Raw genomic sequence first — 17,117 nt, forward strand, 5'->3', positions numbered from 1 at the left:
TAAGCAGCTAATATTTTTCCGACAATATAACTAAGGTAAATTCAATGAGAGATTTAATGATCTCTTAAGGTTTGTTTAACCCATTTTTAAGGTACGAAGCGCGAATAGGATTACTATTTTAACATCTTTGCAATCCTTGGAATAACTAAAATGAAATTACAATTAATTGAACTCCCTATTTTCGTTACTGTTATTCTTATCTCAATGTTTTTAATGGGAAAAAACTTTAGTCCTTCAAAGGAAATGCTCATGCCAACGCTTTCATTTAATCAGTTAGCTGAGAATACACATACTAGAAATGGTATTGAAAACGAAAGGATAAAAGACGAATTTAAAAAGAATTTGAAGCCTATAAAAGAAATTAAAGCATTTATTCGACAAAAAATTTATTAACAGAACCAGATAGGATATTTTAATGAAACGTTTGTGTTCAGCGGCAATATTAGTCACTGCCTTGTCACCCTACAGTGTTGTCGTCGCAGGGGAGAGTGTCATAGTTTTGGGAGCAGGGGGTTCTGTTATGCCTGCTTATGAAGGATCTAATAAATACTTATTTTCGCCAACCGTTGATGTGAACTACGGATATATTTCCGATGATTACGGCGTATTTAGCTTAGGGTTAGAGGGAGCAGAATGGGCTATTGGTTTAACCGAAAACTTAACGGTTTCCAGTCGGTTAGGTTATGACGCAGGACGAGATGAAAAAATAGGTATTTTGGGTCATAAGAATGAAGATTTAAAAGGTATGGGGGATCTAGATAGCTCCATGCTCGTGGGGGCAGAAATTAATTATTCGATTAATAATTTTCAGCTTTACCTTTCTGCCAATATGGCAACGAAAGATCGCCATTATGGTGGACGAAATATTGGTAGAACTGTCAATGTTGAAATGGGGGGGATTGGTTATTATCAGTTTAGTCATCGGTGGGATATCGAATATACGCTAGCAACCACCTGGGGGAATAAAGCTTACAATCAAGCTTATTTTGGCGTTTCTCCACTACAGGCGAGCCGTTCCCGTTTTAGTGAATATGATGCGGGGAGTGGATTTAAAGATGTTCATGGAGGCGCTATCCTAAACTATAACTGGAATGAAAATATAACCTTTTACACGGGGGTTGGGGCTTATTATCTTGTCGGTGATGCAGCAAAAAGTTCCATCACGGAGCAACGCCTAGGTTGGGTAGGTTTAGGTGGAGTAAGGTATACTTTTTAATTTATCATTCTGTTGATGATAAACAATAAAGGAATGCTGGACACGATAGACGATATCCAGACATTCCTTTAATTTTATGCATACTTAATCCTCTAACGTTTGTTCTGGGATCCAGCCATCATCCATCCATATTTCTTCTAATATCTCTTCGATACGAACCTTGTCTTGGGCAAGTTTGGTTCCAGAAATATTAATACGTTGACCAGAGCTAAAACCTACCCGAGTCACCATATCTGGGTATTGTGGGCTGAGTTTGCGCGTTATCTCAGACTCAAGAGCTTGCAACATAATATCACTAGGTTTTTGTGGTGCATTTTTATCAAATAAAATTTCAATGCGTAACATAGTCGCCTCTAACTAATACTGTGTTTGTATACAGTATTTTTAGATTGAGTCACGAATAAAGTCAATATCAGATCGATAATATTTTTTCAATGACACATAAAATATGTGCAACCACGGTTTTTTACTTTTTAAAGTTAAAATAAAACAATGCGCTAGTAAGGGTTAACACTGGATAAAAACTTAAAATGAGTTGCCTAGAAAAAGAGAATAAGTATGCTAAATAGGTTTTTTTAAGATGATAGGATAGGTTCAGGTCGCATGCTCACAGTAACAAGGTTGACTAGCAGAAACGTTTTAGAAATAGCAAATGTAAACCAACTGTATGATTCAGCATTCCCCGCTCATGAAAAAAGAAGTTATCAAGGGCGGCAAAGTATCCTTAGTCATGGGGATTATTATTTATACTATTTTTCTGATAACGGTATTTTTATTGGCTTTATAGGCAGTTGGAGAGTCGATGATTTCTTTTATATTGAACATCTTGCAGTTTCATCGGCTCTAAGGGGGCAGGGTTATGGTCAAAAGGTCATACAGTTATTTGCTAAACAGGTGAACAACATTATCTTGGAAATTGATCCTGTCATTGATGAAATTAGTCAAAAGCGATTACGTTTTTATCTGCATTGTGGATTTAAACAAAATGAATATGCACATGTTCATCCTAGTTATCACCCAGAGTTTAAACCTCATCAGTTGGAAATATTGAGTTATCCAATAAAAATCAACCCGCAAATATATCAACGATTTAATCAAAAATTAATCAATGTTGTTATGCAACCTTCTTTACTCTAAAAATATGATGTTGCCAATTAACTAGGCTAATTGGCAAAAGTAAATAAGTTCGGGATCTCCCTCATCAAGATTATCGATGAAGCCACTTGGTTTGAATTGGGCTTTATCGAGTAATCGTTGCATCGGAGTATTTGACTGGTTAGTCGATGTAAATATTTTTTGAGTAAGGCAAGTCTGTTTAAGTTGTTGTAGCAATGAAAGACCAGCACCTTGCTGTCGAAAGGCTTGATTAACCATTATCATTTCAATAAAAGCACATTCAAAAAAATGGTAGTGTAATACCCCATAAGCGATAATTTGGTTCTGTTGTTCAATCAGGTAACAATGTTTGTTGTTGACCCATTGAGATATTTTTTGAGCTCGTTCTGCCGTTGTGACACTATCAAGCTGAATGAGGGATGCTATATCAGGGGGGGTTGCTAGTCGAAACATGTGCAATGAGTATTCCTTATTGATAAACATGACTGAATTGTAAATGTGCTTAAATGATGTATGGCTGCGATGATAAACAGTGCTAATTTAGTGAATAAATAAAACACAATGGGTTATTTCTATGAAAATAATCAAAAAACTACTCAATAGTCAATATGTTGGTTATTGTCTTACTGTCTTTATGATGGTCATCTTTGGTGTGCCGCCATCTGAATGTGAAAAAGAGATGCAAAACGATAAATAAAATTGTGTTGCACTGACTACTTGCTCAGTTTGGGTATGTTTTCGCATTTTCAGTTTAAATCAGTTAGAACAAGCTTGCGGAGATATTGATACATAATCCGAGTATAGCCATATTGAAAATAAAAGAGATGATAGATTGTAATAAAACAGCACGGCGCATAGGTGTCGATGCAACCTCAATGTCTGCTGTTTGTGATGCAACAGCAATAGTAAAAGAAAAATACATAAAGTCAGAGTAGCTCGGTTCGAGTAATTTATCTGGAAAACGTAACCATGGCTGCTGCGGATTAGCATTACTATAATATAAGTGTGCATAGTGCATCGTAAAACCGGTGGGAAGAAGTAGCCATGATGAAATTAAAGTCGACGCTGTGAGTGCATAAGGGATGAATTTATCTGACTTAGAGAAATCACCATGACCGCCTAATGCAAAAAATAAAACTAATAAGCTTACACAGCATCCTGCAACCAAAAAGAAAATAACCATTTGAGCACTTTCGTCTTCAACTTTCGTGATTTCACGGATGTTTTTAGCTTTGTGATTCATAATACGCACAAAAAGAAATAATAAATACATCCAGGCAAAAGCATTCCAGCTGATGATCAAACTCATCATAGTATTTTGATAAGAGAGTAGTGCGAAAAAAGTAGCGAAGGCAACAAATAATGAAATAATAAAGCGTGGGCGAGAGAGAAACACATGACGAAAAAGGCGCATAACGCGTATCGCGTAATGTAACATGACACATACCTTAATAAATATAAAAATAATATTTATTATATCAAATGTTTGAGCCTATGTAGCAATAATACAAGCCCATAATAGGGGGGGATTTCAAGTAAATACATTGCCAATAAACTATATCGACACATTAAATTTACTTTATGTGGAAAATAGGACTGTGTTACGTTATAAATTGATCGATAGCAGAATCTATTTGCTATTTTGAATCGTCAGTATCGTTATTTTATTATTATTTAGATGATCATTTTATGAATAAAATATTTTATATCATCATTGGATTATTCCTGCTCGGTGCGGCATTTTTATTTGGTATGTCAGTCGTCTATAAAAATGAAATTAGTATGATAGAACGGGTCGAGCGTGCAGTATTAGGTTATTTAGATAACCCTAAAGCGGAATCGTTTAAAAACGTCACCTATTATTTTAACAAAATATCACATAATGGTGGCGAGGTAGGGTATGTTTGTGGTTTTGTATCACGACACTATGATTTTTCAAGAGAAACTGAAGATAAGCGCTTTATCGTAAAAACCTATATATGCCCTGACGGCACAGTCCATATTTCCATCCCAATTATTGATGGGGTAGATGAAATGTTGACGGAAGAGCAAATTGATAATTTATGGAATAAGTTCTGCAAGGGACCGTCAACAGATTTGCCTGCGTGATGGCGATAGTTATCTCTAAATAGCTTTATCAATTGATTTTTCAATCGATTTACAGACAGGGGAAGTCCCTGTTGCTTGCTCAATTTTGGCGGGTAACTTTCCTTCGGGAGGATCAATTTGAATCGTGCATCCATTTTGATCAGACACTTGTTTCGTTGCTGTTGAGCAACCTAACATTAGGGTTACTGCAATTAGAATGCATGAAGTTTTTATATTCACGGTTTTGACTCTTTCAATGGAAGCAATAAATTTGCTATAAATACTTTAATAAATCGAAAAATATATTGTTAGTTTTAATAAAAATCAACTAAACAATAATGACCATCTCAATAAGAGCCTTGCTCTGACTATATATTTAGATGATGCAATACGCTTATTCAACTTATTGTAGTCATTTTAATATGATGAGTATATTAAAATGAAAAAAATAATAAAGGGCATAAAAGTGGTTCAATAATTTTTATTTGAGTTAAGTGTTTAGTGAAAATAAAAATTGATATTCATAATGATGGATAACGAGGATTATCTTATTTTGATGATCTCACTGCGTGGTTTCTATAATTATTAAAGTCACGACTCATCATCCAAAATAGGCGCTGGTGTTTTATTGCCTGAGCTCTGCATTTATCCTAATATTCACATACTTAACTTAAAGATGGTGATGTATGAAAAAGAGATTAGTCATTTTATTTTTAGGTTTGCTTTCATTTGGCTCAGTTGCTGAAATCACAGAAGATGACAAAGTGCCAGACATGGCTGCAAGTATTAATCGTCAAAAAGCGCTCCTTTGTGGTGAATTTAAGGAAGCGGTTAAAAGTCGTACCTGCAAGCGCTTGGTTGATAACATGGTATCCATGGCATATTTCCAAGGGCAGGTGAGTGTGAAGTGCAAGCAAAAAGCTGATGATCCTGAGTTCAAGAAAGTACCAAAGATTGATGAATTTTGTGGGAAAGCTGAGAATCTAATAAGTGACTTAAGCCCTAATGAATAACCCACTCCGGCAGGCTTTTTATTTACTTCAATTTGCATTCCCGCCAAGCTAACACTGAGTGGGGGCTAGTCTGTCCTTGGGCTGAGTGGGATGAAACGTTGGTGTAATCATGTCAGGACTTTTGCCACCATTTTACCTTTTGAAAATTTCAGGCACAAAAAAACCAACCTCTTACGGTTGGTTTTTTTAGGGAATTCTGGTCGGCATGAGAGGATTTGAACCTCCGACCCCCGACACCCCATGACACCGATTGTAATATATTGATGTTATTGATTTGAAAGGAAAATAATTAATTGTGCTGGTTATGCAAACAGTGCATAATATGCAAAAACCACACTATACGAATCAATGAGTTAAGTTGACTTTTACCGCCCATTTTTAAGCTATTTCAAAGTGCGGAACTTGTACCCATTCAACGTGATTTTCAGTATAAATTTTTGTTGATTCAGCATCACTATGAGCCATCCTTGCTTGCGGATCGTAACCTTGATCTTTAAACATGAATGCTGCCAGCGCTCGTATTTCATGAAACGTTGGTCGCTCGTCCAATGGTAAATTAGCAGCAACACCAACACGATCTCTAAGCTCTGAGAAAGCACGACTAAGATAATCAGGAGCAACTTGAGTGGGATGGTTTACTCGCTTACTCATATTATTCGGAATTCGAATTGGTAGCCTATGCACAATGTAGGGGCTGGCTACATTGTCACGACTATTATCAATGATTTCTTTTAATTTTTTTCCGATGGGAATTGCCACATGAGACGCCTCTTTGTGCTGCACCTTCTGTCTGTGAATGTAGATCATACCGTAAATCCCGTCCTTTTCTTCATCAAACCAAACACAACCGCAGGTGTTATTTTTTGGGGTTTTAATATTGTATTTAATACGAGAAACCTCAAGTCGGGCTTGTGTTGTTTGTAGCGCTAGATCCATAGCTGTTCGCAACCAGGGCTCCGCTGATGCGCGGATCTTAATAAAATCACTGTAAGATAAACGACGTCGCTTTTTGCCGTCAACGCGCTTCATTTTTTTACGCTCTGCTGGATTGTCTAGCATAAGTGACTCATCCATCGCATAACTGAATATTTTCTTTAGAAAGCCAACTTTTCTATTTTGCACATTAGCTGAAGCTTCGGCGTGAAATTCGTTTATAAATCCGTTTACGTGCTCAAGCGTAACCTCGATAGGTGAGATATCATTGAAATAAGTCTTAACCCTTTCCAGATCGTTATTCCAATCGCTAAGAGTGCTTTCCGCCGGCTGTTCATCATTAACCATCCTGCTAAATAATTTATCTAGATGCTCAGAAAACGGAAGAGACTCGCCATTTTTACCGCCGGAATCTACAATTAAAGCATTAACAGAAACCGTCTTTTCCGGTCTCATGATGTTGTTATATTCTTTTGCAATCGCGATCGCTTTTGCTTTATCTGCGCCAATGCTTTTGCGAACGCCATTCACCAGCGTAAAGCGATACTGCTTTTCCGCTTTGTCATAGTAGAGAAAGTCAGGCAAATGCCTGAACTCTCTTTTTCGTGGTCGACCTGCCATCAAGAAGCCCTTATTAAATCACTCACACATGATGAAATATCAGACTCAACTCCCCAGCGCTCGGAAGCATAAACCCAGACAGAACAATCAACGATCCTGCCTCTAACTTCGCCAATTTCCACCCAGCGCTTTATGGTTCTGTTGTCCGGTATTGAGCCTTTTTCAAACTCTCTTTTAGCCCACGCGCTAGCTTTCATAAGTTTTCCACTAGACATAATTACCCCCACACCTGCCGCATACAGATTTAAATATCGTCGTTAACTGGTTTAATTAAATGCTGGTGGATAATAGACACATACTTAGCCTGATGGATTGCATCAGCTAAAGCATTGTGTTGCTCACCCTCGAAGGTTAATGTCCGCTTAGGGTCAATGCCAGCGTTACGGCCTAACTCCACAATTGTTCTAACATCTCGATTATTCCAGAATTTCCAAAACGGGTTAAAATCACATGCATCGTAAGCGCTAGCTAAGACAACATTGTCAAAATCGCTACCATTACCCCAAACACATACATTGTCAGATAAATGTTCTTCAGCGAAAGCGGATAGGGCAAGTAATGCTGATTGAATGGTTCTAGCATCCTCATCAACGATAGCGGCTCTAGCTTCACTGCTTTGTTTCATCCACCACAAGACCGTATCAGCATCAATGTGTAGGCCGAGCTTTTCGCAACTAACAAGATCAACAGCCAAATAGAATTCGGGACCTAATTCACCCGTCGAGGGTTCAAAAGCTACTGCACCAATCGAAACGATAGCTGCATTACTTTTGTTGCTCATCGTTTCCAGATCTAACATTAAGTGTTTATATTTCATTAAATTTCACCTTAAAAGTTTAGCCACAGACATTCGGTACGTTTTACAGAACCTGCGTGTCCATTTGCTGCTGTTGTCTTTACTTCTTTTCGCCAGCTCGAGAGTTGGCTGTTATATAGATCGTTGTCATAACCACAAATAATAACTTTTCCTGAAAGCTGGCCAGCGACGGTTATTAATTGCTGGTGTCCCCACTCATCCATTTCGTACCGATATGTTTCGCTTCTCATGCTCCTTGTTTCATGTAAATAGGGTGGATCGATAAAATGCAATGTGCTGGTGGTATCATGGTCTTTCATGCACTGAACAGCGTCACGGTTTTCAATTAATACCCCTTGTAATCTATCCACTACAGCGAGTAGGTTTTCTGGTGCCCGTGTCCATATTTTTTGCGCTGTCGCTGAATTACGTTTAGTGTCTAATCTAAAACCTGTTTTGCCTTTTGTTGCACCGGCACTACCAAAACCCATAGTGGCACGCACAATTGTTTTTCGTGCTCTTTCAATAGGGCAATCTGAAACATCATAAGCACAATTAAACTCAGTGCGTGAATAGGGCGTTAATAAGCAAGCATCAATAAGTTTGTTAGCTTGGTCTTTATCACGTAGAACGCGAAATAGATTTACTATTTCATCATCTAAATCGTTATAAACTTCAGCTTCAGAACGAGGTTTACGCAAAAGAACCGATGCAGCACCGCCGAACGGCTCAACATAACAACGATGATCTGGAAAGTGACTAATCACCCAAGGGGCAAGTCGAAACTTGCCGCCATGGTAGCGAATAACAGGGTGCTTGATTTTATTCATAATCACACTCGCTTAAACTCAATAACCCACACCCAAGGGTTACTTTCAAAATTACATTCAGGCTTACTAATTGAATCCCATAAATTGCGAAACCAACAAAACGCATCAGTACTGCCACCAGTTAACTCTCTCTCCAGCGGGTAGCCCTCGGCTTTAAAATCATCGTCGCTAGCTTCTTGTAATCGCTCTACTCGAACATCAGTAATTTCTAGCGTGATACGTGAAGCCCAGCGAGGCATGTGAATGGATGGAGTCCACTTAATTTCCTCATGCCATCCTTCTTCTAAATCAGAGGGTTTATGCGTAGCTTTGTATGCAATTGTTGATTCAGTGCATAACCCTGCTTTAAATGTTTCACGAACCCAAAGGCGATCGCCAACACCACCGTGCGGGCAGGCTATGCCAGCAATACCAGCCCATACACCCTCGTTGTCCTGCATCATTTCTTTAATATTGATCATGGACTGACATATATTACTAGGCCACGAAAAACCACCGTTTTCATTTGTTTTTGGCTGTGGTTTCATGATTCTGCGTGTTTGAGTTTTACGGCCATCAAGGATGGCGCGTACCATTTCTGAGTTAAAAATAATTCCGCGCTCTTTCATGACAACCACCATTAATCATCAATATATTGATAGTTTTCGTCCATACCGTAATCACTAGGTGATATAGTGGGGTGGCATAAGTGAAAGGCGAATTTACGCCAATGTAATTTTTCAGACTCAGATTGTTCCCTATAGGGTTTAGCTATATTGATGTTAACTAGATCCCCATTAACAATATCGAATGTCCCGCAATTACTGCCTAGGTCTTCATCAGCAAATCGAACAGCAAAGCTATGCTGGCTAAACTTATTTCCAAGTGCTGCATAAATTTGCTCAGGTGTAGACCATGCCGTATCAAACTTAATTATCAACTCGCCTCCATTGGTAATATGTCTTTTTAATCGTTTTTTATAAATACGTTTTTCGTAGCATTTAACATGTGTTGGAGTATGGCGATGCCCATATTTAACTTTTTTATATTTACGCTTCACTGGCATCAGTACATCATATGCTCCCCATTTTGTTCCCCAATTAGATATGCGCCAGCTATACCAAGTGGCATGACCATATAGGGCTTTGTTCTTGATTGACTGCTTAGCTTCATTAATTAATTTTTTATACCGTTTCGCTCCAAGTTGCTTTTTAAACCGCTCAAAAACACCTTTGTCGTTTTCCCTTATAGCTGCCGCCATCATTTCAGTATGAGAGCCAGAAGTAATATTTAATGTTTTCGGCATTTTGATCAGTCTATTAAAATCAAAGATACCGTCACTGTTGATAATGCTATTAAGTACATGCAGTTTTTCTTTTGAAGTTCCTGATGTCATAATTAATTCATTGGTGACATGATTTGGCATAATTAATACTCCACGCAATATTTAGATAATAAGAGTCCGTCTCTTAATAAAGAGAATTAAATTCCTTGGTGTTGGCTAAATAATTTAAAGCTTGGCTTCTCCGCCAAGTGAATCAATTAATGCTTTTATTAATATATTTAATTCTGAGACTATTAAGAAGAAATCAGCGTCAAATCGTTGATTGTAATCCTCCATCCCAATATCATCATTTTTTTCTAAAAATGCAGCATCAAATTTAAGCTTAGATAAAATAAAGCTATCATCAATACAGAATGTAACTCTATCTTCATAGCCCAGCGATAATTTAGTAACTAATTTACCAGCTTCAATATTCGTTTGAACTTCATCAGAAATTAAGTCTTGTTTTGTATATTTAGCGATTCCGCCTTCCTCTAGGACGGCTTTCATTTCTGATTGCTCGCCAAAAACAAAGCCTTTTGGTAATTGACCGCTTCTAACCCATTCTGTTAGCGTTAATTCAATAGGGTCTTTCGTTGTTAACGGCACTACAGGTAAAGAGCCTAATGCCTTACGCAGCAGGGCGAAGCAGTCCTCTGCGCGACGAGGTGACGACACCAGCCCAATAATAAGGCGATCAGTAATATTAATCCACACGTCAAACCGCGTGTATTTAGAGAACGCACGAGGTAATAACTCATGTATAACTTCATCTCTAATTGAGTCACGCTCAGTTTTCTTAAGCCTACGGCCTTGGTCTAACTCTAATTTACTTACTTTCTTTTGAGTTTCATCTTTAATAACTTGTGCTGGAATTATTTTCTCTTCTTTATAAAGTGAAATAAGCATCTGGTCATTTACTTGATGAGTTAAACACTCAGATTTACCGATCCCCAAGGGCGGAATAAAACCAAATCGAGATATATCCTGTGAGCCACAAGGCTCATATTTTAAAGGTAGTAACTGTTCTTCGAGATTATTAAAATCAATATCACGAGTTAAACGATATATAAGACCACTGACAATAATTAATTAACTTACCTAGTGTGAACTGACTATACGCCAGTGGCCTTATGTATTAAGTAAAAAAGTGGCGGCTTGTCACCGCCAAAGCGAGCAATGGCAATTAATTAACAGATTCGTTATTTTTCTCTGCTTGTATTTTTAAATAAATTTCTTTTCTATGAATCCCAATATCCTTCGGCGCTTCAATTCCAATTCTAACTTGATTTCCTTTTATTCCGAGAATAGTAATTATAATGTCATCACCGATCATTAATGTTTCTCGTGTTCTACGAGTTAAAGTAAGCATTTAATCCCTCTCTATTACTCCACACAGTTAAAAGGTTGCCTGATTATTTAGCCACATCAGGCGGCTGTGGTATCCTTGGTGTCACCACAACAACCAAGAGAATTTTAAAGTGCAAGATAAAAACTTAAATGATTATCCAAGTGATGTACGTATTGCTGGCCTTGAAATGCTATTTAATTTATTAATTTCATCACAAACTGATGAACAAAAAGCCAAGTTCTCAGCGACTGCACTGGAGCTCATTAAAGTCATTAAACTATCTCCTGACGAAGTAAGAGTTAATGGCCTAGAAGATTATTTGGCTAATGTTTTAGAAAGGGCCATTGAGCTATAAGTAGTCATTCCTAAGCCACCAGCAATTTTTCGTGCTGTGGCTTTTATCTTATCTCTGGTATTATCATCATTCATTAAATCAATGATTTTCTGGTACTTACATTCATTACCCATACCATTACTCCACACATTACATCTAATTAAGCACTAACAGTAACCGCACACATATCCATGCACTCTGCAATTTCTTCGTCGAGCTTTTCGAGTTTAGATTGCAGGTTGTCACGTTCTTCGCGCAGTTTTTGCAGGTTGTTAATCTGCTTAGCTTTTGTGAGGATCCACTCGCGCACATCATCTTGTGACATTGGTACGCTAAAAGTTACGATCGGTTCGTTTGAATTTGCTTGCATAAGTTTATCTCCATTGCTTTGTTGTAAATAATGTATATTTAATTTGCGCAATGTGCAACTTTTTATTTGCGAAATATGCAAATTTTTTATTTTGATAGAAAAAAACCCAGATTTACTGGGCTTAAGAGAATAAGGTCGATTTAGGAGTGACGCCGAAATGCCTGAGTTTGGCTTATAAGGACTTTACCGTGGATACACAGCCGATGCTCGTTGCTAGGATTTATTTCCCAGTTTGTGTAAAGCGGGTTATCAGACAAAACCATTATCTTATCTGGCACTACTTGTAGTCGTTTGACGTGAATATTCCCATCAAAGGAAAATACGTATATCCCATCGCTATCTATGTGATTTATAGAGATATCAACAAAAATGAGATCGCCGGGTTCTATAGTCCCCGACATGCTATCACCCTTAGCATTAATCACTTTAACTGTTGAAGCAAGTCTAGAGCCAAACATTAATTTTGCTTGCTCAGACTCATATTCTATTGAATGAATCACATCAACAACTTCACTAATCTGATTGCATCCTGGGCCAGCGCTTGCGTTTACATCAAGTAATTCAACCCTGTATATACTTTCACGCATCTCGTTAGATTCCGTAATACTGTTTTTATGTACAGTATAATCTAACTCTTCAGAAAATAAATCAATAACCGAAACTGATAATGCGGAAGATATTTTCATTAGCAATTGTTCTGTAAATGATTTTTGCTTACCTGTTTCTAAGCGCGAAACATTTCCCGGATCGCTATCTATCGCATCCGCAAGCTCAGCTATGGTTATTTTCTTAGCCATTCTGATGGCTCTAATTCGGCTTCCAATGTTCATATGTTAATTACAAATCTTTTTTGCGAATTATGCAAAGTAAGTTGCGCAAATTATCCCAATGAAATATTATGCGAATTACGCAAAATAAAGGAGGGGTTATGCAAACACAATTAAGATTTTTGCGAAAAAAGCAAAATCTCACATTGTCAGAAATAGCTAGGTCAGTTGATATTGATGTAGCAAGCCTTAGCAGGATCGAGCGTGGACAACAAAAAACATCATTTTCAACAGCTGAAAAGTTATCTCTTTTTTTTAATGGTGAGATATCCGTACTAGAAATTATATTCCCTGAAAATTACCAGAAAGAACCAGTTGAGTTAACTACCAACAAAAACACGGAATTGTAGATATGTGCAAACAAACACTAAAAGAAGTCGTGAAAGAGATGTGCAGAGCATATCCCGGCGGGCGTTCCGCAATGGCGGCTGCACTTGGGATTAGTGAAACCACATTTAACAACAAGCTGTATGAAAAGAATGGCTGTCGGTTCTTTGAGCTAGATGATTTGTTCGCTATGGAGGATTTATCTAACACAAATTTTTTTACTGAGCATTGTGCGGAAAGAAGAAATTTATTGCTGGTGGAAAAAATTAAGGCAGAGGAACTGGATGAGCCTGAGTTATTTCGGCTGATGTCAAGAGCGGCAGGAAAACGTGGCGAGCTGGCGGTATTTATGGACAAGTCACTAGAAGACGGACGGGTAGATAGCAGTGAGGAAAATCACATTATGAAATTATTAGATAAAGCGATTGCTAGCGGGAGGGCTGCTGTAAATGCATTCATTAAATTACATAAGAAAGGGTGACGCTCAGGATATGCGGTCCCGAGCGTCGAGTGCTAACAACTTTTTGTGTGGAGTAATTAGCATGAGTAGTTTAGCGCACTTAAGTTACAAAAAGCAATTTCGTTGTTTACCCGCTGCTAAGCATGGTGCGTTTCAATATGTAGAGATCATAACTTCAACTGATGAGTTTGGAAACTACCAAATTAATCAGCAGTTGGTAGATAGCAAAGCATTAAGGGATAGCTGGGCTGATTTTTACTATCAAAGCGGGAGTGAGGTCAGTGAGCAATGAAAAACACAAAAACCTTAATCGCTACTTCAGAGATAAGCGTGGCGTTGTCGTTAAAGTCATTGAGTGGGATCCGCATAAACAGCGTGTTATTTTCATGTGGGGCAATTACCCGCATCCCTGTTTTGAGCCACTTGAACAATTCAAAAAATATTATACAGAAGTTAAGTAGGTAGCAGCATGAGCGTAAAACTATCAAGTTATGTGTGGGATGGCTGCGCAAGTGCAGGTTTGAAAATAACCTCTGTTGCGATTATGGCCCGACTTGCTGACTTTTCAAATGACGAGGGCATTTGTTGGCCTTCGGTTCCTACTATTGCGCGTCAAATTGGCGCTGGCGAAAGCACAGTAAGAGCGGCAATTAAAGAGCTTGAAAAGAATGGCTGGTTATCAAGAGAAAAGCGGCGCAAGGGAAATCGTAATGCTAGCAACATCTATCAACTGAATGTTGAAAAATTATTCTTAGCTGCAAGGGCTGCATTTCCTCAACCAGCAGATTCTGACACCTCAAAACCTGACGCGTCAAATTCTGTTGCATCAAATTCTGCCCCATCAGAATCAAGCAAAAATAACCGCTTTGACCCGCCAGAATCTGGGGGCGATCCGTCAGTAACTTCAAAACAAGATCCATCAGTAACTAACTCTTCGTCGCAGAATTCTGGCGAATTAAGCGACAAGTCTAAAAGTGATTTTTTAAAACGTTGTCCAGAGGCGGTGATTTACAGCTCAAATCTTCAAAAATGGGGCACTGCTGATGATCTCAAATGCGCAGAGTGGCTATTCAACCGCAAGCGTGAAGTATTTCAAGAGCTTGGCTTGAAGGCTCCGAAGGCACCAAATTTTACAGACTGGGCTAACGATGTTCGCTTAATGCGTGAAATCGACGGTCATTCACACAAAGAAATTTGTCAATTCTACAAGCGTGTAACTCTCGATGACTTTTGGAAAAGGAATGTCCAATGCCCAAGAACGCTGCGCAGCCAATGGGATGATCTAACCCTGCGTTTGGCGGGTGAGCAAAAAGTCAGCATCGATACAGTCGCACGTGATGAGGCATTTACACGGATCATCGGGTCACGTTCAAAGCCGCAAGGCCGCATTGAGGAAATAGCCGCAGCACTGGCTGGAAAAACAGGCATTCGCACGATGAAAGAGTTTCAGGGTCGTCAAACGTGGATCAGTATCTGGAAGCAAGCGACAGAACAAGCAGCGCAGGAGGCAACAGCATGATGCACAGTGAATCAAAAGAAATTTACGGGGCTAATGTCTTTGGTCTAGTTGCGATGTTGCACCAGTTGCGCCGATGGTGGATCTTGCGCGAATTAAGATTGAACTGGGTCGAAAATTACAAATATTTAGTCATGTGCCGCAAGCATCCCCACTTAAACAAATACATTGAATATTTCAGCATTCAACAACGTTATGAGCGCATTAAGTTGTTTGCTATGCCCCACCAGCAGCGGGGTGCTATCTGATGAGCGAATACGTTGCAAAAATTAATGAACTCAAAGCAAAATCAGCTCATGAGCTGAAAGAAATTGGGGACCAGTGGAAAACGCCAGAAGATATCTATTGGGGTATTAATTCTTTATATGGCCCATTTAATTTAGATCTATTCACCGATGGGGAAAACAGCAAATGTCCTCATTTCTACACTGCAGAAGATAATGCGTTGACTCAAGACTGGTCGGAAAAGCTAAAAGAAATTGGCGGGGTTGCTTTTGGTAATCCTCCGTACTCCCGTAGCTCATATCACGAAAAACAGGCAATCACAGGTGTTCGTCACATTATGTCTCATGCTTCAGCAATGAGAGATCTGGGTGGTCGCTATGTATTTTTATTGAAAGCGGCAACAAGTGAGGTGTGGTGGCCAGAAAATGCAGACCACATTTGTTTTATCCGTGGGCGTATCGGTTTTGACGTTCCGAAGTGGTTTATCCCTGCAGATGAAAAACAAAAACCAACCGGTGCGTTTTTTGCTGGGGCAATTGTTGTTTTCGATAAAACATGGAATGGAAAAGCATTTGATTATATCAGTAGAGAAGAACTAGAACAGCGCGGGAAGGCATTTATAGAGCAGGCACAGTGGTTAGCTAAAAAGATGGAGGCAGTAGCGTGAGAAAAATGCATGCAGCAATTTATTTACGTAGTGTGCAAGTCATTACATCTGTACGTGACAGAGACACTTTTACTGTTAGCCATGTCCATAAGCTAACCACTTTAACAAAAAGGGAAGCACATACAGCAATAGACAGACTACTGGAAGCTAAAGCAATAAAGCTCGTTGGAAAGTACAAAATACAAGGAAAAGGCAACTTAGTTAGTCATTACACGGTATGCGATAACGCTATTTCACAACTTAGAAAGGTTAGGGGGTTTGTTGTGGAGCCGGTTGTTAATTTGGGGCAAATAAAAGAAACAGTGCAATTGTTGCCAGCTGCGGAAATTCAAGAAATAGACACTATCAATGAGCAACAGGAACCAATCGCACTACTTGATGATCACAAGAAAGATAGAGAAGACTTTGCGTGTGAGTTAAAAGTAGTCAAAAAAGCCAATGTCGCTGGCATGGGATGCATGCATTTAAAACACTTAGATCAACTATTAGCAGGGGTGAGAGCATGAGTTACATAAAAGATACTCAGTTAATATTTTGGCTAATAGTCTTTGTTGGATGGAGCCAAGTCTCTTTTGAATTAGTTTACTTCCCTGTTTGCGTCGTTATTGCTGCGTTCTTTGTTTATGTGTTTATACCCGCCGCAATTTATGGCCCTAAATTAATTAAAAAACGGATGGTAAAAAAAGAAGGGGGTAACGATGCCTAGATCTTTAAGTTTCACGTTACCTTTCCCTCCTAGCGTGAATGCCTGTTGGCGAACTGTTCGCGGCACTATGATCATTAGTGAAAAGGGGCGCAAGTTCCGCGCTGATGCAATAGCAGCGGTATATGAACAATTAAGAAAAAAGCCAACTGCAATAGTTGGTGATGTTTCAGTGATTGTGAAAATGTACCCACCTACACGGCATAGAAGAGACATCGATAACTACCTGAAGGCTCCATTTGATGCTTTAACACATGCAAACGTATGGAAAGATGATGATCAGGTCAAACATGTTGATATGAGATGGTGCGAAGTCGTAAAGGGTGGACGCTTCGAAATTGAAATTCGTGCGCTTTCAATTCCTAGTGACAAACGGGGATAAATATGTATTCTAATAGACTGTATGTTAATCCAGTGATAT

31 protein-coding genes are annotated in these 17,117 nt (G+C 38.7%); 17 read left to right on the plus strand and 14 right to left on the minus strand.

Annotated elements, in window-relative coordinates:
- Positions 1–150: 150 nt before the first annotated feature.
- On the plus strand, positions 151–393 hold the full coding sequence (locus G3341_RS08415; protein ID WP_163861169.1) for a hypothetical protein: 243 nt from the start codon (positions 151–153) through the stop codon (positions 391–393).
- Between the two features lie 22 nt (positions 394–415).
- Positions 416–1,216, plus strand: a complete 801-nt coding sequence (locus G3341_RS08420) for a MipA/OmpV family protein (RefSeq protein WP_154623475.1) — start codon at positions 416–418, stop codon at positions 1,214–1,216.
- A gap of 84 nt (positions 1,217–1,300) precedes the next feature.
- On the opposite strand, the gene G3341_RS08425 is transcribed toward G3341_RS08420, so the two are convergent.
- Positions 1,301–1,561, minus strand: coding sequence for a DinI-like family protein (locus G3341_RS08425; RefSeq protein ID WP_154623476.1), 261 nt, complete (start codon positions 1,559–1,561; stop codon positions 1,301–1,303).
- Positions 1,562–1,819: 258 nt separating this feature from the next.
- Here G3341_RS08425 and G3341_RS08430 point away from each other — a divergent pair, with 258 nt between their 5' ends.
- Positions 1,820–2,353, plus strand: coding sequence for a GNAT family N-acetyltransferase (locus G3341_RS08430; RefSeq protein ID WP_163861171.1), 534 nt, complete (start codon positions 1,820–1,822; stop codon positions 2,351–2,353).
- Positions 2,354–2,374: 21 nt separating this feature from the next.
- On the opposite strand, the gene G3341_RS08435 is transcribed toward G3341_RS08430, so the two are convergent.
- Positions 2,375–2,785 (minus strand): GNAT family N-acetyltransferase, encoded by a 411-nt coding sequence (locus tag G3341_RS08435; protein WP_163863561.1) that lies wholly within the window; start codon positions 2,783–2,785, stop codon positions 2,375–2,377.
- Between the two features lie 121 nt (positions 2,786–2,906).
- On the opposite strand from G3341_RS08435, the gene G3341_RS20865 reads away from it, so the two are divergent.
- The gene (locus tag G3341_RS20865; RefSeq protein WP_255427368.1) at positions 2,907–3,029 is read left to right on the plus strand and encodes a hypothetical protein; all 123 of its coding nucleotides are present in this window, start codon (positions 2,907–2,909) and stop codon (positions 3,027–3,029) included.
- Positions 3,030–3,092: 63 nt separating this feature from the next.
- Here G3341_RS20865 and G3341_RS08440 read toward each other — a convergent pair whose 3' ends face one another.
- Complete coding sequence (locus tag G3341_RS08440) at positions 3,093–3,770, minus strand: DUF1345 domain-containing protein (RefSeq protein ID WP_154623479.1); 678 nt, start codon at positions 3,768–3,770, stop codon at positions 3,093–3,095.
- 251 nt (positions 3,771–4,021) lie between these two features.
- Between G3341_RS08440 and G3341_RS08445 the strand changes: the two genes are divergently transcribed.
- Positions 4,022–4,441, plus strand: coding sequence for a hypothetical protein (locus G3341_RS08445; protein ID WP_163861173.1), 420 nt, complete (start codon positions 4,022–4,024; stop codon positions 4,439–4,441).
- 15 nt (positions 4,442–4,456) lie between these two features.
- Here G3341_RS08445 and G3341_RS08450 read toward each other — a convergent pair whose 3' ends face one another.
- Positions 4,457–4,660, minus strand: a complete 204-nt coding sequence (locus G3341_RS08450) for a thiamine biosynthesis protein ApbE (RefSeq protein WP_163861175.1) — start codon at positions 4,658–4,660, stop codon at positions 4,457–4,459.
- Positions 4,661–5,106: 446 nt separating this feature from the next.
- Between G3341_RS08450 and G3341_RS08455 the strand changes: the two genes are divergently transcribed.
- Positions 5,107–5,433: a hypothetical protein gene (locus tag G3341_RS08455; RefSeq protein ID WP_154622302.1), complete on the plus strand. Its 327-nt coding sequence runs from the start codon at positions 5,107–5,109 to the stop codon at positions 5,431–5,433.
- A gap of 378 nt (positions 5,434–5,811) precedes the next feature.
- Here the strand turns inward: G3341_RS08455 and G3341_RS08460 are convergent, their stop codons facing one another.
- The 8 genes from G3341_RS08460 to csrA form a co-directional block, all read right to left on the minus strand.
- Positions 5,812–6,987 carry a tyrosine-type recombinase/integrase gene (locus G3341_RS08460; RefSeq protein WP_163861178.1) on the minus strand — a complete coding sequence of 392 codons (1,176 nt, stop codon included), beginning with the start codon at positions 6,985–6,987 and terminating at the stop codon, positions 5,812–5,814.
- Positions 6,987–7,202 carry a hypothetical protein gene (locus tag G3341_RS08465; RefSeq protein WP_163861181.1) on the minus strand — a complete coding sequence of 72 codons (216 nt, stop codon included), beginning with the start codon at positions 7,200–7,202 and terminating at the stop codon, positions 6,987–6,989. The genes G3341_RS08460 and G3341_RS08465 overlap by 1 nt, the downstream gene beginning before the upstream one ends.
- Before the next feature lie 29 nt (positions 7,203–7,231).
- Positions 7,232–7,804, minus strand: a complete 573-nt coding sequence (locus G3341_RS08470; RefSeq protein WP_163861184.1) for a 3'-5' exonuclease — start codon at positions 7,802–7,804, stop codon at positions 7,232–7,234.
- Positions 7,805–7,815: 11 nt separating this feature from the next.
- Positions 7,816–8,613 (minus strand): DNA adenine methylase, encoded by a 798-nt coding sequence (locus tag G3341_RS08475; RefSeq protein WP_163861186.1) that lies wholly within the window; start codon positions 8,611–8,613, stop codon positions 7,816–7,818.
- A 2-nt stretch (positions 8,614–8,615) separates the two neighbouring features.
- Positions 8,616–9,221 carry a hypothetical protein gene (locus tag G3341_RS08480; RefSeq protein ID WP_163861189.1) on the minus strand — a complete coding sequence of 202 codons (606 nt, stop codon included), beginning with the start codon at positions 9,219–9,221 and terminating at the stop codon, positions 8,616–8,618.
- An 11-nt stretch (positions 9,222–9,232) separates the two neighbouring features.
- Positions 9,233–10,018, minus strand: coding sequence for a hypothetical protein (locus G3341_RS08485; RefSeq protein ID WP_163861192.1), 786 nt, complete (start codon positions 10,016–10,018; stop codon positions 9,233–9,235).
- Between the two features lie 84 nt (positions 10,019–10,102).
- Positions 10,103–11,005 (minus strand): recombination-associated protein RdgC, encoded by a 903-nt coding sequence (gene rdgC, locus G3341_RS08490; protein ID WP_163863563.1) that lies wholly within the window; start codon positions 11,003–11,005, stop codon positions 10,103–10,105.
- A gap of 97 nt (positions 11,006–11,102) precedes the next feature.
- Complete coding sequence (gene csrA / locus G3341_RS08495; protein ID WP_163861195.1) at positions 11,103–11,288, minus strand: carbon storage regulator CsrA; 186 nt, start codon at positions 11,286–11,288, stop codon at positions 11,103–11,105.
- 109 nt (positions 11,289–11,397) lie between these two features.
- Here csrA and G3341_RS08500 point away from each other — a divergent pair, with 109 nt between their 5' ends.
- Positions 11,398–11,622, plus strand: coding sequence for a hypothetical protein (locus tag G3341_RS08500; RefSeq protein ID WP_163861198.1), 225 nt, complete (start codon positions 11,398–11,400; stop codon positions 11,620–11,622).
- 139 nt (positions 11,623–11,761) lie between these two features.
- Here the strand turns inward: G3341_RS08500 and G3341_RS08505 are convergent, their stop codons facing one another.
- A complete protein-coding gene (locus G3341_RS08505) occupies positions 11,762–11,971 on the minus strand; it encodes a hypothetical protein (protein ID WP_163861201.1) in 210 nt (69 codons plus the stop codon).
- Between the two features lie 140 nt (positions 11,972–12,111).
- Entirely contained in the window at positions 12,112–12,801 is a 690-nt protein-coding gene (locus G3341_RS08510; RefSeq protein ID WP_163861204.1) for an XRE family transcriptional regulator, read from the minus strand.
- Positions 12,802–12,899: 98 nt separating this feature from the next.
- Between G3341_RS08510 and G3341_RS08515 the strand changes: the two genes are divergently transcribed.
- The 10 genes from G3341_RS08515 to G3341_RS08560 all read left to right on the plus strand — a co-directional run bounded on the left by G3341_RS08515 (position 12,900) and on the right by G3341_RS08560 (position 17,078).
- Complete coding sequence (locus G3341_RS08515) at positions 12,900–13,148, plus strand: helix-turn-helix domain-containing protein (RefSeq protein WP_163861206.1); 249 nt, start codon at positions 12,900–12,902, stop codon at positions 13,146–13,148.
- Between the two features lie 2 nt (positions 13,149–13,150).
- Positions 13,151–13,606 carry a YmfL family putative regulatory protein gene (locus tag G3341_RS08520; RefSeq protein WP_163861209.1) on the plus strand — a complete coding sequence of 152 codons (456 nt, stop codon included), beginning with the start codon at positions 13,151–13,153 and terminating at the stop codon, positions 13,604–13,606.
- Between the two features lie 61 nt (positions 13,607–13,667).
- Positions 13,668–13,877, plus strand: coding sequence for a hypothetical protein (locus G3341_RS08525; RefSeq protein WP_163860439.1), 210 nt, complete (start codon positions 13,668–13,670; stop codon positions 13,875–13,877).
- On the plus strand, positions 13,867–14,046 hold the full coding sequence (locus G3341_RS08530; protein ID WP_163861212.1) for a DUF4222 domain-containing protein: 180 nt from the start codon (positions 13,867–13,869) through the stop codon (positions 14,044–14,046). The genes G3341_RS08525 and G3341_RS08530 overlap by 11 nt, the downstream gene beginning before the upstream one ends.
- A gap of 8 nt (positions 14,047–14,054) precedes the next feature.
- Positions 14,055–15,104 carry a helix-turn-helix domain-containing protein gene (locus G3341_RS08535; RefSeq protein WP_163861215.1) on the plus strand — a complete coding sequence of 350 codons (1,050 nt, stop codon included), beginning with the start codon at positions 14,055–14,057 and terminating at the stop codon, positions 15,102–15,104.
- Positions 15,101–15,349 (plus strand): hypothetical protein, encoded by a 249-nt coding sequence (locus G3341_RS08540; protein ID WP_080739799.1) that lies wholly within the window; start codon positions 15,101–15,103, stop codon positions 15,347–15,349. The genes G3341_RS08535 and G3341_RS08540 overlap by 4 nt, the downstream gene beginning before the upstream one ends.
- The gene (locus G3341_RS08545) at positions 15,349–15,993 is read left to right on the plus strand and encodes a phage N-6-adenine-methyltransferase (RefSeq protein ID WP_163861223.1); all 645 of its coding nucleotides are present in this window, start codon (positions 15,349–15,351) and stop codon (positions 15,991–15,993) included. Before G3341_RS08540 ends, G3341_RS08545 begins: the two co-directional genes overlap by 1 nt.
- On the plus strand, positions 15,990–16,499 hold the full coding sequence (locus G3341_RS08550; protein ID WP_163861227.1) for a hypothetical protein: 510 nt from the start codon (positions 15,990–15,992) through the stop codon (positions 16,497–16,499). Before G3341_RS08545 ends, G3341_RS08550 begins: the two co-directional genes overlap by 4 nt.
- On the plus strand, positions 16,496–16,699 hold the full coding sequence (locus G3341_RS08555) for a hypothetical protein (protein ID WP_036940668.1): 204 nt from the start codon (positions 16,496–16,498) through the stop codon (positions 16,697–16,699). Before G3341_RS08550 ends, G3341_RS08555 begins: the two co-directional genes overlap by 4 nt.
- The gene (locus G3341_RS08560) at positions 16,692–17,078 is read left to right on the plus strand and encodes a RusA family crossover junction endodeoxyribonuclease (RefSeq protein ID WP_163861240.1); all 387 of its coding nucleotides are present in this window, start codon (positions 16,692–16,694) and stop codon (positions 17,076–17,078) included. Before G3341_RS08555 ends, G3341_RS08560 begins: the two co-directional genes overlap by 8 nt.
- Positions 17,079–17,117 lie beyond the last annotated feature (39 nt).

It is taken from the genome of Providencia vermicola (assembly GCF_010748935.1).
GTDB classification, from domain to species: Bacteria; Pseudomonadota; Gammaproteobacteria; order Enterobacterales; family Enterobacteriaceae; genus Providencia; species Providencia zhejiangensis.